The following is a 25,920-nucleotide window of genomic DNA, read 5'->3' as shown; positions in this document are numbered from 1 at the left end:
CTGACCGCTTACTTGAGGCCGAGCTTGTCGCAGGCGGACTTGTACTTGCCGGTGCAGATGTCGGCGACCGTGTACACGCCGTCCTTGATGACGGTGTCCTTGATGTTGTCCTTGGTCAGCGACTGGACCGGGACCAGGACGGACGGGACGTCGGTGGCGCTGCCGCTGGAGACCTTGTCCTTGGCGATCGAGTCCAGGCTCTCGCCCTTGGCGAGCGCGACGGCCATGGCGGCGGCGGCCTCGGCCTCGGGGGCGTAGGGCTTGTAGACGCTCATGTACTGGTCGCCGGTGACGATGCGCTGGACACCCGCGAGTTCGGCGTCCTGGCCGGTGACCGGGACGGAGACGCCGGCGGCCTTGAGGGCGGTGATGATACCGCCGGCCATGCCGTCGTTGGCGGAGTAGACGCCCGCGATCTTCTTGGCGCCGATCGCGGAGATCGCCGTCTCCATCTCGGAGTTGGCGTTGTCCGGCGACCACTCCTTGGTGTCGTACTCCTTGGCGATGGTGACCTTGCCGTCGAGGGCGGCGTGCGCGCCCTTCTTGAACTGGGCGGCGTTCGGGTCGGTGACCGAGCCGTTGATCATGACGATCTTGGAGGACTTGGTGGCCTTGTCGCCCAGGGCGGTCAGCAGGGCCTCGCCCTGCGTCTTGCCGACCTCTTCGTTGTCGAAGGAGGTGTAGGCGCTGATCGGACCCTCGGCGAGGCGGTCGTACGCGACGACCTTGATGCCGGCGTCGACGGCCTTCTGCACCGAGTTCTTGATGGCCTTGGCGTCCACCGCGTCGACGATGAGGACGTCGACCTTGTCGGTGATCATCGTGTCGACCTGCTGGGCCTGGAGGCTGGCGTCCTGGCGAGCGTTGTTGTACTGGATCGTCGCCTTGTTGTTCGTCAGTTCCTTGATCTTCTTCTCGATCAGGGGACGGTCGAACTTCTCGTACCGCGCGGTCTTGTTCTCTGGCAGGAGCAGACCGACCTTGATGTTGTCGCCCTTGGCGGCGGCGGACTTCGAGGAGTCCGCCTTGTCGCCCGACTCCTTGGCACTGCCACAGGCGGCCAGCGAGACGGCCATCGCACCCGCGGCAACGGCAACAGCGGCACGACGCATACGCGTGTTCACTTCAGAAACCTCCCTGACGAGGCCGCGTCGTTGCGGCCGAGGTGGCTGGAAGTCAACTCGGCCACACGTGCGACGTCAAGAAGTAAATCCTTAACGGGTTGGCAACGGTGCCATCCGTTCTCTAAGTGAAGGCAGGTGTGGCCGAGGGCGCCGTGCCGTCCAAAAGCGTCGAATCACCCATCTCGCTGAGCGCGAGGGCGAGCGCCCCGAGGACCTCGGCACGGCCGCCAAGTGCCCCGGGAAGCACCGAGAGTTGGCGTCCGGCGCTGGGGATGGCGTAGCGGCCGACGGACTCCCTGATCGGGCCCAGGACCAGCTCACCGGCCTCCGCGAGGTCCCCGCCGAGGACCACCCGGCTCGGGTTCAGCAGGTTGCAGAGGTTCGCGACCCCGCTGCCGATGTGCCGGCCGACGTCGGCGATCACCCGGCGGCAGCCGGGGTCGCCGTCCTTGGCCATCCTGACCACGGTCTCCATGGTCAGGTCGGTGCCGTGGCTGGACTGGAGCAGCGGCAGCACGTAGCGGGCCGCGGCGAAGGTCTCCAGGCAGCCGCGGTTGCCGCAGCGGCAGACGGGGCCCGACTCGTCGAGGGTGATGTGCCCGATCTCCCCCGCGGTGCCGCCCGGCCCCCGGTAGATCTTCCCGTTGATCACGAGTCCGGCCCCGACCCCGCTCGCCACCTTGATGTACGCGAGGTCGCGCACCCCGCGGCCGCTGCCCCAGACCAGCTCGCCGAGGGCGCCCAGATTGGCGTCGTTGTCGACGTGCACGGGCACCCCGAGGCGGCCCCGCAGCTCCTCGGCGGGGCGGGTGCCCGACCAGCCGGGCAGGATGGCGGTGGAGCCCAGGGTGCCGGACTCGACGTCGATGGGTCCCGGGACGCCGAGACCGACGCCGGCGATCTTGGCGCGGTCCACGCCCGTCGCCCCGATCAGGCGGTTGACCAGCTCCTCCGCCCGGTCGAAGCCCTGCGCGGAGGAGGCGTCGACGTCCAGCGGCTCGGACTCCTCGGCGAGCACCTGGTGGGCCAGGTTCCCGACCGCGACGCGCAGGTGCGTGTGCCCGAAGTCCACTCCTATGACGATCCCGGCGTCCCCGCTCAGTGAGACGCTGCGGGCCCGCCTGCCGCCCGCCGAGGTGGGCGTGACCTCGACGGTTCCGCCGTTCTTCAGTTCCCGCACGATGTTGGAGACGGTGGCGGCGGAGAGCCCCGTGGTCCTGGCGATCTCCGCCTGGGTGAGCGACCCGGACAGCCGGACGGCCCGCACCACCCGTTCCAGGTTGGCTCGGTGCAGCGACGACTGCGACCCCGGAGTCTCCACGACGACCTCCTGCGCGCGGGACCGCATCGATGAGGCCCCGTCTATGTCCAACTAGTGAACTCTAAGCTGAGCCGTTCGGGTCGCCTCCCGTCAAGAGGTTGAACCGGATCGGGGGCGCGCGGCACACGTGCGACGCGCCGCCCCCCGGCCGGGAGCGGCGCGCGTCCGTACGGCTGCGGAGTGCTACTTCAGCGCCCCCGCGGTGAGCCCCTGCACGACCTGGCGCTGGAAGACGATGTACGCGGCGAGCACCGGCAGCATCGCCATCACCAGCCCCGCGAACAGGCCCGACCAGTCGCCCTTGTAGCCCTGGCTGACGGCGAGTTGGACCAGCCCCTGGGTGAGCACCCGTTTGTCGGGGTCGGTGTTGAGCACCGTCGGCAGCATGTACTGGTTCCACTGCCCGAGGAAGTTGAAGATGCCCACGCTGATCAGGCCGGGTTTCGCCATCGGCAGCATGATCTGGAAGAACGTGCGGCTGTGCGAGGCGCCGTCCACGAAGGCCGCTTCCGCGATGGAGTTCGGCAGCGTGCGGAAGAACGCGGTCAGGAAGAAGACCGTGAACGGCAGCGAGTAGGCGATGTAGACCAGGATCAGGCCGTGGATGGTGTTGAGCAGGCCCATGTTGTTCACGACGTAGAACAGCGGGACCAGCGCCAGCATGATCGGGAAGCTCATGCCGCCGATGAACAGGTAGTAGATGAGCCGGTTGCCGGGGAAGTCGAACCGGGCCAGCACATAGGCCGCCATCGAGCCGAGGACCAGCGTGCCGACCAGCGAACAGCCCACCACCAGAACGGTGTTGAGGAAGTAGTCGCTCATGTTGGCGTCGGTCCAGGCCCGCGCCCAGTTCTCGAAGTGCAGCCGGTCGGGCAGCGCCCAGGGCGAGCTGAAGATGGCCCGGTCGCTCTTGAAGGACGTCATCACCGCCCACAGCAGCGGCAGCACGACCATGAACGCCCACAGGACGAGCATCCCGTGGGAGAACACGTTCAGGACCCCGCCGGAGCGCTCCTTGGCAGGCGCCTGGGCGGGCCGGGGCGCGGGCGCGTCGGCCTTCGCGACGGGGGGACCGGGCTCGGCCGGTACGGGGGCGGGGGGTTCGGTCGTCGTCATCTGATCAGTACTCCAGCCGCTCGCGCCGGCCCAGCCGCATCACGACGGCCGCGAAGGCCAGGGTGACGACGAGCAGGGCGACACCGATGGTGGTCGCGTAGGCGGCCTGTCCGTCGCGGAACGCCTTCTGGTACACGTACAGCACCAGGACGGTGGTCGAGTAGTCGGGGCCGCCGGGCCCGGTCGTCATGATCTGCACGACCGCGAACGACTCGGCGCCCAGGGCGAGGATGCCCATGTACACCCAGCCGGACTGCACGGTGTCCCAGAGCAGCGGCAGGGTGATCCGGAAGAAGGTGGTGGCCCGGCCGGCCCCGTCGAGCAGGGCCGCCTCGTAGAGGTCGGTCGGGATGGAGGCCATGCCCGCGGAGAAGAGGACCACGAAGAAGCCGACCGTGGACCAGACGAGCACCGCCATCACGCACCACAGGGCCAGGTTCGGGTCGCCGAGCCAGAGCGGCTGGAGGCTGCCGAGCCCGACCCCGCGCAGCAGCGAGTTGATCGCGCCGCTGTCGGGGTTGTAGGCGAAGGCGAACAGCAGGGCGACGATCGCGATCGAGAGCACCTGCGGGAAGAAATAGACGATCTTGTAGAAGGAGGAGCCCCGGACCCCGGAGACGACCGGGCCGCCCCTCCTTCTGCGTCCGCCGACGTTGATCATGAAGGCGAAGAACAGCGCCAGGCTGAGCGTCACCAGCGGCAGCACGACCGCGAACATCAAGCTGTGCTGCAAGGACTTCCAGAAGATCTCGTCGTCCAGCATCCTCCGGTAGTTGTCCAGGCCGACCATCTTGAATTCGGGGCTCAGCCCTGTCCAGTCCGTGAACGAGTAGTAGATGGACTGGATGAAGGGCCACACCACGAAAAGCGCGTACAGTCCGAGGGGCAGCGCGAGGAACCCCACGATGAACCGGTACTTGCCGTGCTGCATCGCTTCTCCGGTTCGTTTACTGGTGCTTGTAGTGCTTGATCGACGAGTCCTTCGCGGCCGCGTCGGCGAAGCCCTGGATCTTCTTGATGGCCTCGGCCGGGGTGATCCGGCCCGCCATCATCTCGCCGAGGCCCGCGACGCCGATCTGCTCCTTCTGCAACTGGACGTACCAGTCCTGGATGCGCGGGTTGACCACGTTGTCGCCGGCCTTCTCCAGCGCCGCCACACCGGACTTGAGGCCCGGGGTGAGGGTGATGCCGTCGGTGCCGCCGTTGTACGCGGTCAGGGACTTGACCTTGCCCGTGAAGTTCTTGGACGAGGCCTCACTGAGCATGATCCGCAGCTGCTCCATGCCGCCGGCCGCGTTCTTGCCCTTGGCCGGGACGATGAAGGGCTCGCCGCCCGAGGCCCAGATGGTGCCGAAGGGCAGTTTGTCGGAGCTGTCGAGACCGGTGGGCGCCGACACGGCGAGGTCGAAGTCCTTGGGGATGACGTTCGCCGACTCGTTCTCCACCCAGGAGCCGTTCGGGATGAACAGCGCCTTGCCCTCGGCCCACGCGGTCTGCGACTGGATGTGGTCGAGACCGGGGGTGCCCTTGAGGACGTACCCCTTCTGCTGCAACTCGTAGTAGGCGTCGAAGCAGGCCTTGACCGCCGGGTGCTTCCAGGCGTTCGGCTCCAGGTTGTCGATCGCGTCGAGCACCTCGCGGCCGCCGACCTTGCCGATCATCGGGTAGAGCGAGAAGGGGAGGTAGTAGGGGTACTTGCCCGCGTACGTCCAGCCCGCCATGCCCTTCTTCTTGGCCTTGGCACAGACGGCGAGCATCTGGTCCCAGGTCTCCGGGTACTGCTCGTCGAGCGAGTCGAGGGCCTTCTGCGAGTACCAGACGCCGTACACCGTGTACGCGTAGTACAGGATCCAGACCGGGCTGCCGTCGAGCTGGCCCATCTCGACGATGCCGGGCCGCAGCGTGTCGCGGACCTTCTTGGCCGGGTCGTCGTAGGAGGGGGCGTCGAGCAGCGGGGTGAGGTCGGTGAGCTGGTTCTTGCTCGCCAGGACGCCCATGTCCATCTGCTCGGCGCCGGAGTTGTCGATGAGGTCGGGCGGGGTGCCCTGGTTGAAGCGGGGCTGGAGGGTGGACTGGATCTTCTGGGTGGCGGCGAACTTCACCTTCGCCTTGGGGAAGTCCTTCTCGTAGATCTTGACGGCGTCCTCGGCGTACTCCTTGCCGAAACCGCCGTCGAAGAGGACGAACTCCATCGGGGCGCTGTCGTTGACGGCGAGCGGGTTCTTGGCCGTCTTCGTGCCGGCCTTCGCCTTCTCGCCGCCGCTGTCGCCACCGCTGCTGGCACACGCGGACAGAAAACTCATCGCCGGTACGGAAATCAGACCGAGGGCGGCGGACCGCTTGATCAGATCACGACGGCCGACACCCGAGGTGCCGACCGCGCCGTTGTTCTCGGCGGAAGTGGATCCCATGCTCAAGTCCTCGCCTTCTCCAGGACTCAGGCGGTGAACCGGATCCTCCCCGGCACCGCGGTCAGGTCAAGCAGGGTCGTACAGGATCCTTACGGATCGGGTGAATCGCCGACAGGTATAGTCCACTTCCCGCTGGCTGAGCAAGATCGAATGCAAGGTTGGCCACCGGTCTTTTCCGAGTTGAGACCTCCCGGAAATATGAGATGCCTGTGACCGCGTTGCCGGAAAAATCCGCGACATAGACCTCGAATGCCCCACCCAACACCCTTGACAGCACTGGCCACTTGACCCACTACTGGTCATTGCGCAGCAAGTTGACAACGTTGTCCAGCGCAGGGAGGGTGCTCGCGCATGCAGCATCGTAGAACTCGGCACAGATGGGGTCCGGCGGTCGTTCTCACGGCCGTCTTCGCGCTGGCGGCGGGCTCCCAGGGAGCGGCGGTCGCACTGCCCGCGAAGGCGAAACCCGCCGACCGGGAGTTCGCCTCGTCCTTCGAGACGGGTGAGCCGGCGCCGGACTGGCTCAACACCGTCGACACCGGACCCGGCGGCGCCAAGCGCGCCTCGGGCGTCGACGGCGGCTACAGCACCGGCATCCCGGGCAATGTCACCGACCACGTCACCGACGTGCGGGCCAGCGCGGAGAACAGCAGCGGCGGCGAGGTGAAGGAGAACCTCGTCGACGGCGAGGCCGGCACCAAGTGGCTGGCCTTCGAGCAGACCGGCTGGGTCGAGTTCGACCTCGACGGTCCGGTCAAGGTCACGACCTACGCGCTCACCTCCGCCAACGACTACGGCGAGCGCGACCCCAAGGACTGGACCCTCAAGGGCTCCACCGACGGCAAGGACTGGAAGACCCTCGACAGCCGCACCGGGGAGAGCTTCGCCGAACGCTTCCAGACCAAGAAGTACGACCTCGCCGAGCCGGCCGAGTACCAGCACTTCCGGCTCGAGATCACCAAGAACAACGGCGCCTCCGGCATCCTGCAACTCGCCGACGTGCAGTTCTCCACCGGCGGGGACGACGCGCCGGTGCCGCAGGACATGCTGACGCTGGTCGACCGCGGCCCGAGCGGCTCCCCCACCGCGAAGGCGGGCGCCGGATTCACCGGGAAGCGCGCCCTGCGCTACGCCGGACGCCACACCGCCGACGGCCGCGCCTACTCGTACAACAAGGTCTTCGACGTGAACGTGGCCGTGCGCCGCGACACCCGGCTCTCCTACCGCCTCTTCCCGGCGATGGCCGACGGCGACCTCGACTACGACGCGACGAACGTCGCCGTCGACCTCGTCTTCACCGACGGCACCTCGCTCAGCGCGCTCGGCGCCACCGACCAGCACGGGTTCCCGCTGTCACCGCGCGGCCAGGGCGACGCCAAGTCCCTGTACGTCAACCAGTGGAACAACGTCGAGTCGTCGATCGGCTCGGTCGCGGCGGGCAAGACCGTCGACCGCGTCCTGCTCGCGTACGACTCCCCCAAGGGCCCGGCCAAGTTCCGCGGCTGGCTCGACGACCTGCGGATCGAGCGGGCCGCGCCCGAGCGGCCCAAGGCCCATCTGTCCGACTACGCGCTCACCACCCGCGGCACCAACTCGAGCGGCGGCTTCTCGCGCGGCAACAACTTCCCCGCGACGGCCGTCCCGCACGGGTTCAACTTCTGGACGCCGGTGACCAACGCGTCGACGCTGAGCTGGCTGTACGACTACGCCCGCGCCAACAACGACGACAACCTGCCGACGCTCCAGGCGTTCAGCGCGAGCCACGAACCGAGCCCGTGGATGGGCGACCGGCAGACGTTCCAGGTGATGCCGTCGATCGCGGCCGGCACCCCCGACACCGGCCGTGCGGCCCGTGCGCTGGCCTTCAGGCACGAGAACGAGACGGCGCGGCCGTACTACTACGGGGTGCGGTTCGAGAACGGCCTCAAGGCCGAGATGACGCCGACCGACCACGCGGCGGCGCTGCGCTTCAGCTACCCGGGCGACGACGCGAGCGTGCTGTTCGACAACGTCACCGACCAGGCGGGGCTGACCCTCGACAAGGAGTCCGGGACCTTCACCGGCTACTCGGACGTCAAGTCGGGCCTCTCCACGGGCGCGACCCGGCTCTTCGTGTACGGCACCTTCGACCGGCCGGTCGAGGACGGCTCGTCGAGCGGCGTCAAGGGCTTCCTGCGGTTCGACGCGGGCAAGGACCGCACGGTCACCCTGCGCATCGCGACCTCGCTGATCAGCGTCGACCAGGCGAAGGACAACCTCCGCCAGGAGATCCCGGACGGGACCTCCTTCGACAAGGTCAAGCGGCAGGCGCAGCGCGCCTGGGACGGCATCTTCGACCGCGTCGAGGTCGAGGGCGCCACCCAGGACCAGCTGACCACCCTGTACTCCAGCATGTACCGGCTGTACCTGTACCCGAACTCCGGCTTCGAGAAGGTCGGTTCGACGTACAAGTACGCCTCGCCGTTCCAGCCGATGCCGACCCCGGACACCCCGACGCACACCGGGGCGAAGATCGTGGACGGGAAGGTGTACGTCAACAACGGCTTCTGGGACACCTATCGGACCACCTGGCCGGCGTACTCGTTCCTGACGCCCACTCAGGCGGGCGCGATGGTCGACGGGTTCGTTCAGCAGTACAAGGACGGCGGCTGGACCTCCCGCTGGTCCTCACCCGGCTACGCGGACCTGATGACCGGCACCTCGTCGGACGTGGCGTTCGCGGACGCGTACGTCAAGGGCGTCGACTTCGACGTCAAGGCGGCGTACGACGCGGCCGTGAAGAACGCGACCGTGGTGCCGCCGTCGTCCGGCGTCGGCCGCAAGGGCATGGCGACCTCGCCGTTCCTCGGCTACACCAGCACCGACACCGGTGAGGGCATGTCCTGGGCGATGGAGGGCTACGTCAACGACTACGGCATCGCCCGGATGGGGCAGCGGCTCTACCAGGAGACCGGCGAGAAGCGGTACCAGGAGGAGTCGGAGTACTTCCGCAACCGCGCCCAGGACTACGTGAACCTCTTCGACACCAAGGCCGGCTTCTTCCAGGGCCGCACCGCGAAGGGCGACTGGCGCCTCGACGCGTCGAAGTACGACCCGAGGGTCTGGGGTTACGACTACACGGAGACCAATGGCTGGGGGTACGCGTTCACCGCGCCGCAGGACAGCCGGGGCCTGGCCAACCTGTACGGCGGCCGCAGCGGGCTCGCCGACAAGCTCGACGAGTACTTCGCCACCCCGGAGACGGCCGGACCCGAGTTCGTCGGCTCCTACGGCGGGGTCATCCACGAGATGACCGAGGCGCGGGACGTCAGGCTCGGCCAGTACGGGCACTCCAACCAGGTCGCCCACCACGTCACCTACATGTACGACGCGGCCGGGCAGCCCTGGAAGGCCCAGAAGAACGTCCGCGAGGTGCTGTCCCGGCTCTACACCGGCAGCGAGATCGGGCAGGGCTACCACGGCGACGAGGACAACGGCGAGCAGTCGGCCTGGTACCTCTTCTCCGCGCTGGGCTTCTACCCGCTGGTGATGGGCGGCGGCGAGTACGCCATCGGCTCCCCGCTGTTCAAGAAGGCCACCGTCCACCTGGAGAACGGCCGCGACCTGGTCGTCAAGGCACCCCGCAACAGCGCCAAGAACGTGTACGTGCAGGGGCTGCGGGTCAACGGCCGCGCCTGGACGTCCACTTCGCTCCCGCACACGGTGCTGGAGAAGGGCGGAGTGCTGGAGTTCGAGATGGGCGCGAAGCCGTCCTCATGGGGAACGGGCAAGAACGCCGGGCCCACCTCGATCACCCAGGACGACAAGGCGCCGACGCCCCGCGCGGACGCGCTGAAGGGCACCGGCGCGCTGTTCGACGACACCTCGGCGACCGAGACCGCCGCGACCACCGTGGACCTGCCGGTCCAGGGCCAGGTCAAGGGGGTCCAGTACACCCTGACGTCGTCGAAGGACCACACCAGGGCGCCGACCGGCTGGACGCTCCAGGGCTCCGACGACGACGGCACCACCTGGAAGACCCTCGACAAGCGGTCAGGGCAGTCCTTCGCGTGGGACCGGCAGACCCGCGCGTTCTCGGTGGGGTCACCGGGTACGTACGGGAAGTACCGTCTGGTGCTCGACGGCGAGGCGGTGTTGTCGGAGGTCGAACTGCTCGCGTGAGCGGGTGAGTTGGGGGTCACATGCCGCTGCCCGTGCCCACGGTGCCCGAGGGTGTCGACCCGGCCTGGCTGCCGGACGAGGCGTTCCGGCCGCTCGGCACCCGGCGGGTCCTGGTCCGAGGATCGGGCCCGCTGGTGGAGACGGTGCACGGGGAAGTGGCGGCGGCCTGCGCCCGGTTCGGGGGACGCGTCGAACGTGACGCGTCCCCCGAGCCGTACGACCTGCTCCTCGAACTGACCGGGGACGACGGCGGCGAGGCGTTCACCTGCGAGCGCCGGGCGGGCCTGACGACGGTCACCGCGACCGGCGCCCCCGGACTGCTGTACGGCCTCTTCCACGTCGTACGGCGCGGCCCCGCCGCCTTCGCCGAGGACCACGGACTCCAGTGCCACCGGCCCGGGTTGGCGCTGCGGATGCTGGACCACTGGGACAACGTGGCCGTGCACCCCGTCATGGGCCAGGTGGAACGCGGGTACGCGGGCGGCTCGCTGTTCTGGGACGACGGGCGGGCCCGCGGCGACCTGGCCCGGATACGCGCGTACGCCAGGCTCCTCGCCGCCTGCGGGATCAACGCGGTGTCCGTCAACAACGTCAACGTGCACGCGGTCGAGGCGCGGCTGCTGACCGACCGGATCGACGAAGTCGCCGCGCTCGCCGACGCGTTCAGACCGTACGGCGTCCGCACCCATCTCTCGGTCACCTTCGCCGCGCCGATGGTCCTGGGCGGCCTGCCCACCGCCGACCCGCTGGACGCGTCGGTGCGGGCCTGGTGGGCGGCGGCGGCCGAGCGCGTGTACGCGGCGGTACCGGACTTCGGCGGGTTCGTCGTGAAGGCCGACTCCGAGGGCCAGCCGGGCCCGTTCGGCTACGGCCGCAGCCACGCGGACGGCGCCAACGCGCTCGCCGCCGCGCTCGCCCCGCACGGCGGGACGGTGTGCTGGCGGGCCTTCGTCTACGACCACCGGCAGGACTGGCGGGACCGCACGACGGACCGGGCGCGGGCCGCGCACGACCAGTTCGCGCCGCTGGACGGGGAGTTCGCGGACAACGTGCTGCTCCAGGTCAAGCACGGGCCGATGGACTTCCAGGTGCGGGAGCCGGTCTCCCCGGTCCTCGGCGCGCTGCCGCGCACCCGCCTCGCGGTCGAGGTGCAGGCCACCCAGGAGTACACCGGGCAGCAGCGGCACGTGTGCTGGCTCGGCCCGATGTGGAGCGAGGCGCTGCGCTTCGGGCACGAGGGGCCGGCCGGGCCTGTGGTCGGGCAGCGGGCCTCGGCCCTGGTCGCGGTCGCGAACACCGGCGACGACCCGTTCTGGACCGGCCATCCGCTGGCCCAGGCGAACCTGTACACCGTCGGCCGCCTCGGCTGGCAGCCCGACGCCGAGCCCGCCGAACTCCTTGACGAGTGGCTCGCGTTGACGTTCCCTGCCGCCCCGCGGCGCCTCGCTGACGGGCTGCGCGCGGTCCTGTCAGGCTCCTGGCGCACCTACGAGAAGTACACGGCGCCGCTCGGGGTGGGCTTCATGGTGCAGCCGGGCCACCACTACGGGCCGAACGTGGACGGCTACGAGTACAGCCCCTGGGGCACCTACCACTTCGCCGACCGGGACGGCGTCGGCGTCGACCGCAGCGCGGCCACCGGCACCGGCTACGCGGCCCAGTACCCCGAGCCGTGGGCGCGGGTGTACGAGTCGCTCGACACCTGCCCCGACGAACTCCTGCTGTTCTTCCACCACGTGCCGTACGGCCATGTCCTGCGCGACGGCAGGACGGTGATCCAGCACCTCTACGACACCCGCTTCGAGGGCGTCGCCGAGGCCGCCGAGGCCGCCGAGGTCTGGGCGTCCCTCGCCCCGCTGGTGGACGGTGCGCGCCACCGGCGGGTCGCCGAGCGCTACGAGGAGCAGCTGCGCGGCGCCCGCGAGTGGTGCGACCAGGTCAACAGCTACTTCCTGCGCAAATCCGGGGTGCCGGACGAGCGTGGCCGCCGGATCTACTGAAGCCGCAGCACGGCGACGCCGTACGGGCCGAGGGTGAACGGGGCACCTTCCTCGACGTGTTCGCCGGTGAGCAGGTCGGTCGCTCCGCGGTGGGCGGTCAACCGGGCTGTCTCACGGCCGTGGTTGAGCAGGAAGAGCAGCCGGGTGCCGTCGGGGGCAGTGCGGTGGGCGGTCTCGACGGCGGGGGTGCCGGCGTACCGGCCGAGCAGGCCGTGGCGGGCGAGGACGCGGCGCACGACGCCGTCGACTCCGGGCTGGTCGAGGGCGGTGGCGACGTACCAGCCCTCGCCGCCGCGCTCGCCGTACGGGTGCCTCGTGACGGCGGGGGTGCCGGCGTAGAAGTCGGCGCCGTAGGTGGCGACCGGCTCGGCGCCGCGCGGCAGCACGATCTCGAAGACGAGCCGTGCCGACGTGCTCGACTCCCCCAGCAGGACCGGCTGGACGACGTCGGGCGGCCGGGAGTCCCACTCGTCGACGCGGACGCCCATCAGGTCGCCGAGGGGCCCGGGGACGTCGGCGAGGAAGGCGCGGCCGTACGCGTCGACCCGGCCCGAGAGGAACGTGGTCAGCACGGTGCCGCCGCGCGCGGCGACGGCTTCGAGGCGGGTGGCGAGGTCGCCCTTGACCAGGTGCAGGAGCGGGGCGAGGACGACGTCGTAGGGGGTGAGGTCGGCGGTCTGCGCGACGACGTCCACGTCGGCGCCCGCCTCGCGTGCGGCCCGGTAGTAGGCGTGGACGGTGTCCTGGTAGCGGACGTACCGGGAGGGGCCGTCGGAGGTCTCCAGGGCCCACCAGCTGTCCCAGTCGAAGACGAGCGCGGTGCGGGCAGGGGTGCGGGCGCCGAGGGTGGCGCTCCCCAGTCGCTGCAACTCCTCCCCTATCGCGGCCACTTCGTTGAAGACGCGGGTGTCGTCGCGACCCGCGTGGCCGATGACGGCGCCGTGGTACTTCTCGCAGGCGCCGCGTGAGGCGCGCAGTTGGAAGTAGAGGGCGGCGTCGGCGCCGTGGGCGACGGCCTGGAAGGTGGCGAGCCGCAGTTCGCCCGGTCGGCGCAGCGGATTGACGTCACGGCAGGCCGTCGTCGACGGGGTCTGTTCCATCAGCCAGAAAGGGGAGCCGTCCTTGAGGCCGCGCATCAGGTCGTGGGCGAGGGCGGCCCAGGTCGGCGGGGCGTCGAGGGGCGGGTAGCTGTCCCAGGACGCGAAGTCGAGGTGGGGCGCCCAGCGGTGGTAGTCGAGCGGGCGGTACATGCCCATGAAGTTGGTGGTGACGGGCGTCTCCTGGTCGTGGCGGCGGATCGCGTCCTTCTCCGCGCGGAAGCAGCCGAGCAGCGCGTCGGTGGTGAAGCGGAGGTAGTCGAGGGTGAGGCCCTGGAAGGCGGTGTGGTCGGGGCCGCGCCAGTGCTCGGTGAGGGCGCTGGGCGGTTCGATCTCGGCGAAGTCGGTGTAGCGGTGGGACCAGAAGGTCGTGCACCAGGCGTCGTTGAGGGCGTCGAGGTCGCCGTAGGTGTCGCGCAGCCAGGCCCGGAAGGCGTCGGCGCACAGGTCGCAGTAACAGGCGCCGCCGTACTCGTTGTTGATGTGCCAGGCGAGCAACGCGGGATGGGCTGCGTACCGTTCGGCGACCCGGCCCGCCAGTGCGGTGGCGAGCCTGCGGTACGCGGGCGAGCTGGGGCAGAAGTTGTGGCGCTGTCCGTAGCGGTGCCTGCGGCCCTCGAAGTCGGTGCGGTTGACCTCGGGGTGGGCGCGGGCGGCCCAGGGCGGGAGGGCGGCGGTCCCGGTCGCGAGACAGACCCGGCGGCCCTCGGCGGCGGCCCGGTCGAGGATCGCGTCGAGGACCGCGAAGTCGTAGCTGTCCTGGGCGGGTTGGGTGAGGGACCAGGAGAAGACGCCGACGGTGAGGGTGTCGACGCCGGCCCGGGTGAACAGGCGGTGGTCGTCGTCCCAGACCTCCTTGGGCCACTGCTCGGGGTTGTAGTCGCCGCCGTAACGGATCTTGTCGTTCATGCGGTGAAGTCCTTCGCGGTCTCGGTGATCACCGGTCGGCCGCCGTGCAGCAGGGAGAGCAGCAGCGGGGCGGCCAGCAGCGCGGGCAGGGCCTCGCCGAACAGGACCGCGAGCCCGAAGGCCAGGACGAGCGGGGAGGCGGCGGCGAGGGTGGCGCGGCCGTGCCGGAGGAAGTGTGCGGCGAGGCGGGCGGTGTCGCGGGTGCGGAAGGCGAAGAGCGAGGCCAGGACGAGCGCGTGCGCGCCCCACAGCAGGGAGGCGCCGCCGATCCCCGCGAGCAGCAGCGCGTACCAGCCGGGCAGTCCGGTCAGCGCGAAGTGGGTCAGGGTGAACGCGATGACCGCGAGCCAGGCAGACAGGGGTGCCCAAAGGCGCAGCACGGCGCAGGTGTTGAGCCGGTAGCCGCGCCAGTAGGCGCGGGCCGGGTGGAGGTCGGCGAGGTCCCGGCCGCGGCGGTGGAGGGCGTACAGGGCGGCGGAGAGGGCGGGGCCGACGGGGAGGAGGCAGACGGCGACGAGGGGCAGGTTGGAGGCGTCGGCGCCGAGGAGCAGCAGGGCGGCGGCCCCGGGCGAGGCGGCGAGCAGCAGCAGCGCTTCGACGACGAGGAGGGTGTGGACGAGCGCGACGAGACGGGAGAGGGGGCCGGTGCCGGGGACGGCGGGAGTGGCGGGAGTGGCGGGAGTCGCGGGCGTCACGGGCGTCGTCACCCCTCCCTCCCCAGGAGCCGCCCCTCGTCCCACCACTGCGGGGTCTCGTCCCGTACGGGGTCCAGTTCGACGAGGGTGACCTCGTGGCGGGTGAGGGTCAGGTCGAGGTCGACGCGGCCGTTGTCGGCCGGCAGCCGTCCGTGGCGGCGGGCCGGCTCGGCGGCCTCCCGCAGCAGGTCGAGCGCGCGGGGCCGGGGCGAGTGCGGGCCGCCCATGTGCTGCCAGGCCGCGCGGGCGTTGCCGTACTCCTCGTCCACCGTGGAGCGGTGGACGGCGGCCGCCGCGGCGGCGAACGGCACGGACAGCCTGACCCGGTGGCGTTCGGGTCCTGGGGTGGCGCCGGTGGCGTCGACCGGTGCCCAGGCGAGGACGGTCACCCGGCCGTCGGGGTGCCGGGTGACGAGGTGGTCGTCGCCGCGGGCGAGCAGGTGCCGTCCCATCCGGGCGAGGAAGGCGTACAGGTGGTAGGTCGGCTTCTTGACCTGCCGGTGGGTGAGCAGTCCGAACCCGCCGTGGAAGAGGGAGGTCGGCACCCCGGCCTCCTCGAACACGTCGCTGAACGTCCAGTAGGAGAACGAGTCGACGTGGTCGCCGCCCGCCGCGAGGACCGGGGCGAGGTAGGCGGCGTGGAAGGCGGTGTCGTGGATCGGGTTGTCGGGCCGGTAGGAGGAGTTGAACTCCGTGATGTGGACAGGGAGCCCGGCCAGCCGGGTGCCCGTGAGGCGCTCGCGCGGGGTGGCGAACTGGGTGAGCAGGTCGGTCGCGGGGGCCAGCGTCTGGTGGACGCCGAACGGCACGTGCTGGGCCGGGCCGGAGGTGTAGGCGTGCTTGGAGACGAAGTCGACCGGCACGTCCCGGCGTTCGGCGAACTCCGCGAACCGGTCGAGCCAGTCGTCGGCGCCGGGTGAGACCGCCGGGCCCCCGACCTGGAGGTGCGCGTCGACGTCCTTGACGGCGTGCGCGGTCACCTCGTAGAGCCGGTGGTAGGCGGACTCGTCCGCGTCCTGCCAGAAGAAGGTGAGGTTGGGTTCGTTCCAGACCTCGATCGGCCAGGTCCGCACCTCGTCGAGGCCGTACCGGTCGACGAGGTGGCTGACGGTGTCGCCGACCAGCGCGGCCCACTCCTGGTGCGAGGCGGGCGGGGTCACGTTCCCGCGCCACCAGAACACCGTCTGGCTGCCCGACGCCAACTCGGGCGGCATGAAACCGAGTTCGAGAAAGGGCCGGATGCCGAGGCCGAGGTAGGCGTCGACAATCTGGTCGACGTAGGTGAAGGCGTGCCTGACCCGGCGTTCGCCCTGCCAGGTGTAGGGACGGTGGACGCCCATGCCGTCGCTGAAGAGGCCGTGGCCCCTGATGTGCCGGAAGCCGATGTCGCGCTGGAGGAGGGCGAGGGAGTCCTGGTAGTCGCGGCGCAGGGCGAGTTCGGTGCGGCCGGTGCCGACGCAGTACCGCCAGGCGTCGGAGAAGGCGGGGACCGGCTCGTCGGGCGTCACCCGTTCTCCTTCTTGAAGCGCTCGTGGGCCGCGTTGTGCAGGTCGACCAGCCGGCCCATGTTCTTGGTCTTCAACTCGCCCACATAGGCGCCCCATTGGGACAGGGGGCGTTTGCCGAGGATGAACTGGAGGCTGTTCTGGGTGACGTGGTCCCTGAGCGGGGTGTCCCACAGGGAGGCCTGCTCCTGCTCGGAGGACTCCAGCGGGTGCGCCGGGTCGATGGGCAGCTGCCGGCGGCGGCTCATGGCGTCCTGGAACTTCTTCTCGTCCGGGGAGAAGGACGAGGAGACCAGGGACCAGCTGCCGCCGTAGGTGAAGACGCCGTTGAAGAAGCCGTAGTCCTTCTGGAGGTCCTTCGGCGCGGACGGGTCCGAGCCCATCAGGGAGATACCGTCCGCGATCCGGTACTTCCCGTCGCTGTAGGTGTAAGTGACGCCCTCGACACCCCACTTGGCGAAGCGCTGGCCCTCGTCGGAGTACCAGAGCCAGTCCACGAACTGCATCATCGCGACGAAGTCGGTGCCGGCCAGCGCCTTGCTCGACACCATGACGCCGTTCTCCAGGCGCAGCCCGCCCGGCACCACGGAGCCCGCCGGGCCGATCGGCACCGGCACCATGTCGATGGTGGCGCCCTTGACCTGCCGGGTGAGGTTGTAGCGGTAGTTCTGCACCAGCTCCTGCGGGTTGGCGCTGATGGCGAAGCTCCGCTCACCCAGGAGCTTCTTCACCGCGTCGTCGTCGGACTGGGTGAAGCTCTCGGGGTCCATGAGCTTCTCGGCTACGAGTCCGCGCAGGTACTCGACGACCTGGCGGAAGGCGTCCGTCGCGCCGGTGAAGACGAACTCCTTCCGGGCGTCGTCCCAGCTGATGTTGTCGTAGGACCAGCCGGCCCTGACCCCGTACGCCTGGCCGAGGTAGCCCATCAACGCCCCTGCCGGGAACTGGGTGTTGGTGGACCACCGGTCGGAGAGCGGGTACCGGTCGGGGTACTCCTCCTTGAGCGCCGCGAAGACGCCGCGCACCTCGTCCCAGGTGGTGGGCAGGGCCAGTCCGTGCCGGTCCAGGACGTCCGTGCGCAGCGCCAGCGAGTAGCCGGACCTGGGCCGCTCGTGCAGTCCGGGCAGCAGGTAGTACTTGCCGTCGGACTGGCGGATGGAGTCGATCTCCGGTTCCAGCCGCCAGTTCTTCACCTTGGCCCGGAAGTTGGGCATCAGGTGGGTGTACTCGCTGACCGGGAGGATCGCGCCGGAGGAGACGAAGGCGGCCTCGGAGGGGTGGTACGTCTTGGGGATGAGGAAGGGCGCGTCGCCCGCGCCGATGAGCAGGCTGCGCTTCTTCTCGTAGTCGCTCAGCGGGACGTCGACGGGTCTGACCGTGATGCCGGTGAGTCGGGTCAGCTCCTTCCAGAACAGCCAGCCGCTCTTGAGGGGATAGCCGGGGTTGTCGTTGTGCAGCATCGAGAAGGCGAGCGGCGCGGTCGCCGTGAACCGGGTGCCGGCGCGGTACTCCTTCATCGCGCCGTGCCGCTTCTTCGACAGGTCCTTGGTGCCGCCGCCGTCGCCTCCGCCGCCGCAGCCGGTGAGCGCCGCCAGGCCGGCGAAGCCCGCGGCGGCCAGCATCTGACGCCGTGACAGCTGTCCGGCGTTCGGTACGGATACTCCGTTCTGCACGGAAACTCCCTTGTCCCGTAGGTCGGCCGGGCGGCCGGTCAGCCCTTGACGGCGCCGAGCATCACGCCCGACACGAAGTAGCGCTGGACGAGCGGGTAGACACAGAGGATGGGCAGCGCGGTGAGCACGATGGTGACCGCCTGGATGTTGGCGGCGACCTGGGTGAGCTGCTCGGTGGCCGCTCCGGTGCCCGAGCCGCCGGTGGCGCCCGCGATGAGGTTGCGCAAGTAGACGGTGACCGGCATCAGTTCGGGCCGGTCCAGGTAGAGGAAGGCGCCGAACCAGGAGTTCCAGAAGGACACCGAGTAGAACAGCACCATCGTCGCGACCACCGCCTTCGACAGCGGCAGCACGATCCGCAGCAGGATGCCGTAGGTGCTGAGGCCGTCGATCTGCGCTGCCTCCTCCAGCTCGTCCGGCAGACTCTCGAAGAAGGCCTTCATCACCAGCAGGTTGAAGACGCTGATGGCGTTGGGCACGGCCAGCGCCCACACGGAGTTCTTCAGGCCGAGGCTGGTGATCAGGACGTAGTTGGGGATGAGCCCGCCGGTGAAGAACATGGTGAACACGGCCACGCCCACCAGCAGTTGGCGTCCCCTGAGGTCGCGTTTCGACAGGACGTAGGCGTAGCAGGTGGTCAGGACCATCGCCACGAGGGTCGAGACGACGGTGTAGAACACGGTGTTGCCGTAGCTGCGCCAGAACGTGCCGTCGTGGAGGACGATCCGGTAGGTGGTGAGGTTGAACCCCTTGGGCCACAGGGTGACCTCACCGGCCCTGATCTGCCGTTCGCCGCTGAAGGAGCGGGCGACGATGTTGACGAACGGGTACAGGGTGACCAGCACGACGAGGCTGAGGATCACACCGTTGGCGCCCTGGAAGGCCCGGTGGGAGCGGCTCGGCCTCACCACAGGCTCGTCCCGACCGTGCGCCGGGACAGCTGGTTGGCGGAGGTGATCAGCACCAGTCCGATGACCGCCTCGAACAGGCCGATGGCGGCGGCGTAGCTGAAGCTGTTGGACTCGACTCCGGCCCGGTACAGATACGTCGAGATCACGTCGGCGGTCGGGTAGGTCAGCGGGTTGTAGAGCAGCAGGATCTTCTCGAAGCCGACCGCCATGAAGGTGCCGATGTTCAGGATGAGCAGGGTGATCATGGTGGGGCGGATGCCGGGCAGGGTGACGTGCCAGATCTGCCGCCAGCGGTTCGCGCCGTCGATGCGGGCGGCCTCGTAGAGGTCCTCGTCGACGGTGGTGAGGGCGGCGAGGTAGAGGATGGTGCCCCAGCCCGCGGTCTGCCAGATCTCCGAGCCGACGAAGATCGTACGGAACCAGCCCGGTTCCTGGGCGAATCTGACCGGATCGTGCCCGAACCAGCCCAGCAGATGGTTGACCGGTCCGTCACTGGCGAGCATCTGCAAGGTGACACCGGCGACGATGACGATCGACAGGAAGTGCGGCAGATAGGAAACCGACTGCACGAACCGTTTCAGCGAGCGTCTGCGGACCTCGTTGAGCAGCAGGGCGAGCACGATCGGCACCGGGAAGCAGCAGACCAAGGTCAGCCCGCCGAGCCAGAGCGTGTTGCGGAAGACCTGCCAGAAGGTGGGGTCGGTGAGGAACATGCGCACATAGCGCAGGCCGACCCAGCTCTCGCCGAAGAGGGAGCCGCCCGGTTCGAACCGGCGGAAGGCGATGACGTTGCCGATCATCGGCAGATAGCGGAAGACCAGGAAGAACAGCAGCGGCAGCACGGCGAGCGAGTACAGCTGCCACTCCCGGCGCAGCGTCCGTCGTCGCCCTGCGCGCGCGGTCGGGCGGGGTGGCGGACCGGCGGTCGCGGGCAGGTCCTCGGTGCCGGGTGGAGAGGCCGATCGGGTGGGCGTGCTCATGCTCGGTCCTCTCGGACGGGAGACGCGGAACCGAAACTTTCGAGCGCTTACCGGTAACCTCGCGGCAACTTAGAGGCACCCAGAAAGCGCTGTCAATGACTCTGGCAGCGCTCGGTCGATCCATGAGAGGCGAGTTGGAAGCGCCGACGAAAGGGGTACGACCCGGAGACCGAAGCCAGCGAACTCCGCAAGTTTCCGCATCGTGACCGACTCCTGCGAGGTGTCCGCGTGCCCGCGTTCGACCTGCCGCTGCCCGAACTGGAGCGCCACCGTCCGGCCGTCGAGGAGCCCGACGACTTCGACCCGTTCTGGCACGACACCCTCGCCGAGGCCGCCGGACCGGACCCGCTGGTCTCGGTCCGCCCGGTGGGCTCGGGGCTGCGCCTCACCGAGTCCTGGGACGTGACGTTCCGCGGCTTCGCGGGCGACCCGGTCCGCGCCTGGTTCAGCCGCCCGGCCCACACCCGTGGCCCGCTCCCCGCCGTCGTCGAGTTCGCGGGGTACGGCCGCGGCCGCGGGCTGCCGCACGAGCGGCTGACCTGGGTGAACGCCGGATACGCGCATCTGCTGATGGACAACCGCGGCCAGGGCGACCAGTACGGCAGCGGCGGCGCGACACCCGACCCGCACGCCTGCGCGCCGGGCGGCCCAGGACCGGCCGTGCGCGGACTGCTCGCCGCGCGGGACCACCACTACCGGCGGCTGATCACGGACGCGGTCCGCGCGGTGACGGCCGTGCGCGCGCTACCGGGTGTCGACGGCGCCCGGGTGGCCGCGGTCGGCAACAGCCAGGGCGGCGGCATCGCCCTGGCGGTGGCGGGCCTGGTCCACGACCTGGCGGCGACGGTCGTCAGCGCGCCGCTGCTCTGCGGCATCCGGCGCGCCCTCGAACTCACCGACGCCGGCCCGTACGGCGAGATCGCGGCCTATCTGGCGGTCCACCGGGGCGCCGAGACGGCCGCGTACCGCACGCTCTCCTATCTGGAGGGGATCTCCTTCGCCCGCCGGGCCCGCGCCCCGGCCCACTTCGGGGTGGGCCTGCGGGACACCGTGTGCCCGCCGAGCGGGGCGTACGCCGCCTTCAACCGGTACGGGGAGCTGACCGGCGGCGCCGCCCGCAAGGAGATCCACGCCTATCCGTACAACGGCCACGAGGGCGGGGACGCGATCCACGTCCGCCGCCAACTCGCTTGGCTGCACCAGGTGTTGGACGTCAGTTGACGGCCAGCGTGAACACGTGCAGATCGGTGTTCGCGGGCAGCCGCACGCCGGCGATCTTCTTGCCCTCGGGCGCGGAGAACGGCTTGGTGGCGAAGACGTACGTCGCCACCGGGTCCTTGTCGGCGCCCGCGACGTTCCGGTAGGCGGCCTTGGCGACGGTCACGTTGCCGTACTGGACGGTGCCGCCCCCGCCGCCGACGGTCCAGTCGGTGAAGGACAGGTCGACGGCCTCGGTGCTGCCGTCGGTGTAGGTGACGGTGGCCGAGGCCCGCTGATTGCCGTTGACGGCGCTGCCGATGGCGGACAACCGCGCCGCGGGCTCGGGGAGTTGGATGGTCTGCCCGTCGGCGGAGACGTTGTCGGGCCGCCCCGCGGGCGAGTCGGGCCAGGTGAAGGTGAGCCCGTCGACCGCGCCCTCCCCGCCCGGGGTGAGCCCGACGGCGGCCAGGGCCTGGCGGGAGTAGCTCCAGCCACCGCCGTCGTAGTCGGCCTCGTCGTGCTCGCCTGAGTCGTCGGAGACCCCGGTGTTGTCGTAGGCGGCCAGCAGGGTGCCGGGCGCGGCGACGGTCAGCGAGACGGGCTGCCGGTAGGAGTCGTCGCCCGAGGTCACCGTCACCTGGACGTCGTAGAAGCCCTGTCGGGCGTCGTCGGCCGCGGTGAGCCTGATGCGCCGCGCGCCGTCGACGACGATGCCCTCGGCCGGGTCGGCGGTCACACCGTCCGGCGTGCGGACCGTGAACCGGACCTCGGGTCCCGCGCCGCCGTTCAGCGACAGCGCCCGGACGTCGACGTCGGTGCTGCCGCCGGGCGCGAGGGTCGCGGCGGTCGGCCCGACGCCGATCTGGTAGGGCTGCTCGCCCTCCCGGAACGACGGCGGCGGCTGGGAGGCGCCCCAGCTCCGGTCGGGGGTCGAGGAGAGCGTGTAGTCCAGCCTGCCCCCGTCCCGCACGAACGACGCGGGCAGCCAGGAACGGTCGCTGGAACGGCCGTTGACCTTCAGCGACCGGATGTAGGGGGCGTCGGCCGCCGCACCGGCCGCCCGGACGGAGATGTCGTTGCCGTCGGGGCGCGAGATCTCGACGCGCGGGAACAGCGGTGAGGCCAGCACGAGTTCGGCCCGGGACGGCACCTGCGGATACATGCCGAGCGCGGAGAAGACGTACCAGGACGACATGGCGCCGAGGTCGTCGTTGCCGGGGATGCCGCCCGGCTCGGTGGACCAGAGCTGCCGCATCGCGGCCCGGACGGTCTCCTGCGCCTTGTAGGGAGCGCCCGCGTAGTCGTACAGGTAGGGCACGTTGGTCGAGGGCTCGTTGTCCAGCTCGGACTTGTCACCGCCGCTGCCGGTGAAGGCCCAGCCGCCGTCGTCCTCGTGGAAGAAGGAGTCGAGCCTGCCGAGCGCCGCGTCCCGGCCGCCCATGGCGGCGAAGAGTCCGGCGGGGTTGTGCTGCACCATCCAGGTGTACTGGGCGGCGGTGCCCTCCACGAACCCGTTGCCGGTGCCGGGCGTGAACCCGGTGACCCAACTGCCGTCCGCCTTGCGGTTGGCGATGTAGCCGCCGCTGGGATCGGCGGCGATGTTGAAGTTGTTCTGCCACCACTGGGCCCGCTCGGCGAAGGCGGCGGCGGTCTCCTTCCGCCCTGCGGCGGCGGCGAGTTGGGAGAGCGAGAAGTCGGCGGTGGACATCTCCAGCGTCTCGGCCGCGCCACCCCAGGCGTTGGAGACCGACGGCATGTAGTGCGCCTTCAGGTACTTGTCGAGGGAGGGCCGCTGCCCCACCGAGAGCACCGGCTTCCCGGCCGGCGACAGGTCCTTCTCGGTCGGTACGGTGGCGGCCTTCAGCAACGAGTCGAGGGCCCCGCGCAGATCGAAACCGGTCCCGCCGAAGGCGCGGATCCCGGCGAGGGCGGTGGGCGAGGGGTCACCGTTCATGACGTGCGTGCCGCCGGCACCGTGCAGCCAGCGGTCCCAGATCCCGCCGTTCTGCTGGGCGAGTTCGTAGAGCGACTGGGCGATGTCGGAGCCGATGTCCGGGTCGAGCAGGGTCACGAGCTGCACCTGCGAGCGGTAGACGTCCCACCCGGAGAAGGTGCCGTACTGCGCCTGCTGGCGCCGCCCGACCCGGTGCACGTCGCCGTCGCTGCCCCGGTAGCGGCGGTCGGCGTCGCTGATGACGTTCGGGTGCAGCAGCGCGTGGTAGAGGGCGGTGTAGAAGACGGTCCGCTCGTCGCCCTGGCCGCCACCGACCCGCACGGCACCGAGCCGCTCGCGCCAGGCCCGCCGGGCGGAGTCGCGCACCGCGTCGAAGGACCGGCGGGAAGGGTTCTCGGCGGCGAGGTTGGCCGCGGCGGCGGACCGGCTGACGTACGAGATGCCGACCTTGACGCCCACGGGACCGGTGCCGTCGGCGAACCGCACGTACCCGCCGGCCCCCTTCCCGGCGACGGGCCGCCCACCGCTGGCGAAGCCTCCGGTCCCTCCGGAGCCGGTCACGGCACCGGCGTTCAGCGTGCCGTCCGTCCACGTCCCGTTGGCGACGAAGTCACGGTCGAACCGGGCCGTGAAGTACAGGGTGTAGTAGCTGCGTTGGCCTTCCGGGTCGAGGTATCCGCAGAAGTTCCCGGAGGTGACGGAGCCCGACACGGTCCGGGTCGCCGGGTCGATGGTGACCGTCGAATCGGAGGAGCCGACCTCGGAGTTGGCGGTGCGGATGAGCATCGAGGCGGGCTTGTCGGCGGGGAAGGTGAAACGGCCTGAGCCGGTGCGGGTGGTGGCGGTGAGGTCGGCGGTCACCCCGGAGGCGAGGCCCACCTTGTAGTGGCCCGGCTCGGCGGTCTCGTCGTCGTGGCTGAAGTCGGAGGCGTAGACGGCGTCCTTGGTGTCGGCGGCGGGCGACGAGGTGACGTCACCGGCGTACGGGAAGAACGGGATGTCACCGCTGCCGCCGGCGCACCCGGTGCCGGACATGTGGGTGAGGCTGAAGCCGCGGATCCGGGTGGCGTCGTAGTGGTAGCCGCCGGGCGCGGTGGTTCTGGTGGCGTCGCCCCGGGTGTTCTCCGGACTCCAGGAGAGCATGCCGAAGGGCACGACGGCGCCCGGGAAGACGTCACCGCCGTTCGAGGTGCCGATCAGCGGGTCGACGTACGAGGTCGGGTCGCCGACGAGGTCAGGGGGTGCCGAACCGGCCGCGACGGCCGGGGTGGCACCGCCGACCGCGAGGGCGGCGGCGAGCAGCAGGGACATGGGACGGAAACGCATGACGCGGCCCCTCCTCCTTCGGACGGGTCGCGCACCACAGGTCGCACAAGCCGCAGGGACAGTAGCGTGCGCCACGCATACCACGGAAGACCGCGTACCCGACCCGTCCCCCGCCCCCGGCCACCCGGACGGCGCAAGTCCCCAACTCTCTTGACATCGTTGTCCGTTACCGCGATAGGCTCATCACAAAACCCCAGACAACGTTGTCGCACCCAGCACACAAGCCAACCAAGCCCCCCCGCACCCCCGCACCCCGGCCGACCCTCACCCCCCTTGGGCCGACCGGTCGCGGACCCGGTGGCCCACGACCACCGGGTCCGCTCACACCTAGGTCAACCGACCTGACAGGGCAGATCGGTGGCGGTATCAGCGCTGCCGCCCGAGACGACATACCCGAAGGTAGCGGTGGCCCCTGGAGCCAACGACCCGTTCCAGTCGGCGTTGTGGACCATCACGCCCTGCCCCGAGTAGGTGGCGTTGCCGTTCCAGAGGCTGTTCACGGACTGCCCGGTGGGGAGGTTCCAGTTGACCATCCACCCCAGCATCGGCACGTCACCGCTGTTGGTGACGGTGACCTCGGACTGGTAGCCACCGCTCCAACTCCCGGTGGTCCGGCGGCTGGCGACACACTTGCCGGGCACGGGCTCGCTGGGGTTGCCCGGGTCGTGGATGCCGGTCACCTCGCCGTTGCCGCCGTCGAAGACGACGTCGGAGCAGGAGTAGAAGGTCTCCGCGCTGTCCGAGCGCTGCCACACCATGTAGATGATGTGCCGCCCTGACTTGCCGGCCGGAAGCTTGCCGTTCCAGGAGTAGTTGGCCTCGACCGTGCCCGGGGTGCCGTTGAGCGGCGGGTGGTCGACGCTCAGGAACGGGGTGCTCTCCATGTCGTTCCAGGTGAGCGCCTTCGTCGGGTCGAAGCCGTCCTTCGTGACGTACACGTAGAACCAACCCGGGTGCGCGGCCCAGGCGTTGTAGGAGAAGTCGACACTCGCGCCCGAGGTGAGGTGGGTCAACGGCCAGTCGTTGCGCGGCAGGTTGAACCCGGTGAAGTTGGTGTTCCCGCCGCTGCACAGCTCACCGTCGGGCACGAAGCCCTTGGTGCGGCCCGCGCCGTCGGAACGCAGCACGGAGAACCAGTTGTAGAACGGCGTTGTCCCGCTGACCTGTTGGGCGGCCCGACAGGCGGGGTTGACGGGCTTGATCTCACCGGTGTCGGTGAGCCCGTCCTGCCAGCACAGGAAGGTACGGCTGGCGGGCTTCATGGGAGTGCCGTGAGCCTCGGCCCGCCCACTCGTGGACAGCACGAGCCCCATGGCGGGAACCGTGGCGAGCAACGAGACCAGCACGAGCAGCAGAGCTCTGGCGCGTGTGGGGAACGCTTTCATGCTCATGTCACATAACTTCCTCACGTACGGCGGTGTGGGGTGCGTACGGGTGAGCGGGGCGGGGCACTGACGACACCGACGGGTTCCGGTCCACCGACATGGGAGCGCTCCCACCCCACCTGCTGGCGAAGCTAGCGGCGCAACGCGCACTT

Annotated in this window: 16 protein-coding genes; 3 read left to right on the top strand and 13 right to left on the bottom strand. The window is 70.0% G+C overall.

Going from position 1 to position 25,920, the window contains the following annotated elements:
• Positions 1 to 8: 8 nt before the first annotated feature.
• The 5 genes from DDJ31_RS29610 to ngcE all read right to left on the bottom strand — a co-directional run bounded on the left by DDJ31_RS29610 (position 9) and on the right by ngcE (position 5,972).
• A complete protein-coding gene (locus DDJ31_RS29610; RefSeq protein ID WP_164785104.1) occupies positions 9 to 1,112 on the bottom strand; it encodes a substrate-binding domain-containing protein in 1,104 nt (367 codons plus the stop codon).
• A gap of 133 nt (positions 1,113 to 1,245) precedes the next feature.
• Positions 1,246 to 2,445 carry an ROK family transcriptional regulator gene (locus DDJ31_RS29605; RefSeq protein WP_127177341.1) on the bottom strand — a complete coding sequence of 400 codons (1,200 nt, stop codon included), beginning with the start codon at positions 2,443 to 2,445 and terminating at the stop codon, positions 1,246 to 1,248.
• A 183-nt stretch (positions 2,446 to 2,628) separates the two neighbouring features.
• Positions 2,629 to 3,561, bottom strand: coding sequence for a carbohydrate ABC transporter permease (locus DDJ31_RS29600; protein WP_127177342.1), 933 nt, complete (start codon positions 3,559 to 3,561; stop codon positions 2,629 to 2,631).
• A 4-nt stretch (positions 3,562 to 3,565) separates the two neighbouring features.
• Positions 3,566 to 4,492 (bottom strand): carbohydrate ABC transporter permease, encoded by a 927-nt coding sequence (locus DDJ31_RS29595; protein WP_127177343.1) that lies wholly within the window; start codon positions 4,490 to 4,492, stop codon positions 3,566 to 3,568.
• Between the two features lie 16 nt (positions 4,493 to 4,508).
• Positions 4,509 to 5,972 (bottom strand): N-acetylglucosamine/diacetylchitobiose ABC transporter substrate-binding protein, encoded by a 1,464-nt coding sequence (gene ngcE, locus DDJ31_RS29590; protein WP_127177344.1) that lies wholly within the window; start codon positions 5,970 to 5,972, stop codon positions 4,509 to 4,511.
• 351 nt (positions 5,973 to 6,323) lie between these two features.
• On the opposite strand from ngcE, the gene DDJ31_RS29585 reads away from it, so the two are divergent.
• Positions 6,324 to 10,133, top strand: a complete 3,810-nt coding sequence (locus DDJ31_RS29585) for a GH92 family glycosyl hydrolase (RefSeq protein WP_171480924.1) — start codon at positions 6,324 to 6,326, stop codon at positions 10,131 to 10,133.
• A 20-nt stretch (positions 10,134 to 10,153) separates the two neighbouring features.
• Complete coding sequence (locus DDJ31_RS29580) at positions 10,154 to 12,133, top strand: alpha-glucuronidase (protein WP_127177345.1); 1,980 nt, start codon at positions 10,154 to 10,156, stop codon at positions 12,131 to 12,133.
• On the opposite strand, the gene DDJ31_RS29575 is transcribed toward DDJ31_RS29580, so the two are convergent.
• The 6 genes from DDJ31_RS29575 to DDJ31_RS29550 all read right to left on the bottom strand — a co-directional run bounded on the left by DDJ31_RS29575 (position 12,127) and on the right by DDJ31_RS29550 (position 19,903).
• Positions 12,127 to 14,139, bottom strand: coding sequence for a beta-galactosidase (locus DDJ31_RS29575; RefSeq protein WP_127177346.1), 2,013 nt, complete (start codon positions 14,137 to 14,139; stop codon positions 12,127 to 12,129). The genes DDJ31_RS29580 and DDJ31_RS29575 overlap by 7 nt on opposite strands.
• Positions 14,136 to 14,846 carry a hypothetical protein gene (locus DDJ31_RS29570; RefSeq protein ID WP_240678027.1) on the bottom strand — a complete coding sequence of 237 codons (711 nt, stop codon included), beginning with the start codon at positions 14,844 to 14,846 and terminating at the stop codon, positions 14,136 to 14,138. Before DDJ31_RS29570 ends, DDJ31_RS29575 begins: the two co-directional genes overlap by 4 nt.
• Positions 14,843 to 16,342 (bottom strand): GH39 family glycosyl hydrolase, encoded by a 1,500-nt coding sequence (locus DDJ31_RS29565; RefSeq protein ID WP_240678028.1) that lies wholly within the window; start codon positions 16,340 to 16,342, stop codon positions 14,843 to 14,845. The genes DDJ31_RS29570 and DDJ31_RS29565 overlap by 4 nt, the downstream gene beginning before the upstream one ends.
• A complete protein-coding gene (locus DDJ31_RS29560; protein WP_127182549.1) occupies positions 16,339 to 17,961 on the bottom strand; it encodes an ABC transporter substrate-binding protein in 1,623 nt (540 codons plus the stop codon). Before DDJ31_RS29560 ends, DDJ31_RS29565 begins: the two co-directional genes overlap by 4 nt.
• An 89-nt stretch (positions 17,962 to 18,050) precedes the next feature.
• A complete protein-coding gene (locus DDJ31_RS29555) occupies positions 18,051 to 18,923 on the bottom strand; it encodes a carbohydrate ABC transporter permease (RefSeq protein WP_127177348.1) in 873 nt (290 codons plus the stop codon).
• The gene (locus tag DDJ31_RS29550) at positions 18,917 to 19,903 is read right to left on the bottom strand and encodes an ABC transporter permease (RefSeq protein ID WP_127177349.1); all 987 of its coding nucleotides are present in this window, start codon (positions 19,901 to 19,903) and stop codon (positions 18,917 to 18,919) included. Before DDJ31_RS29550 ends, DDJ31_RS29555 begins: the two co-directional genes overlap by 7 nt.
• Before the next feature lie 228 nt (positions 19,904 to 20,131).
• Here DDJ31_RS29550 and DDJ31_RS29545 point away from each other — a divergent pair, with 228 nt between their 5' ends.
• On the top strand, positions 20,132 to 21,124 hold the full coding sequence (locus tag DDJ31_RS29545) for an acetylxylan esterase (protein WP_127177350.1): 993 nt from the start codon (positions 20,132 to 20,134) through the stop codon (positions 21,122 to 21,124).
• On the opposite strand, the gene DDJ31_RS29540 is transcribed toward DDJ31_RS29545, so the two are convergent.
• Both DDJ31_RS29540 and DDJ31_RS29535 read right to left on the bottom strand, forming a co-directional pair.
• Positions 21,117 to 24,383, bottom strand: coding sequence for a GH92 family glycosyl hydrolase (locus tag DDJ31_RS29540; RefSeq protein WP_127177351.1), 3,267 nt, complete (start codon positions 24,381 to 24,383; stop codon positions 21,117 to 21,119). The genes DDJ31_RS29545 and DDJ31_RS29540 overlap by 8 nt on opposite strands.
• Before the next feature lie 332 nt (positions 24,384 to 24,715).
• Positions 24,716 to 25,774: a lytic polysaccharide monooxygenase auxiliary activity family 9 protein gene (locus DDJ31_RS29535; protein WP_127177352.1), complete on the bottom strand. Its 1,059-nt coding sequence runs from the start codon at positions 25,772 to 25,774 to the stop codon at positions 24,716 to 24,718.
• Between the last annotated feature and the right edge of the window lie 146 nt (positions 25,775 to 25,920).

The sequence above is a fragment of the Streptomyces griseoviridis genome (assembly GCF_005222485.1).
Taxonomy (GTDB): domain Bacteria; phylum Actinomycetota; class Actinomycetes; order Streptomycetales; family Streptomycetaceae; genus Streptomyces; species Streptomyces hintoniae.
The sequence above is the reverse complement of the archived record's forward strand: the minus strand, read 5'-3'. Positions and strand labels throughout refer to the sequence as shown.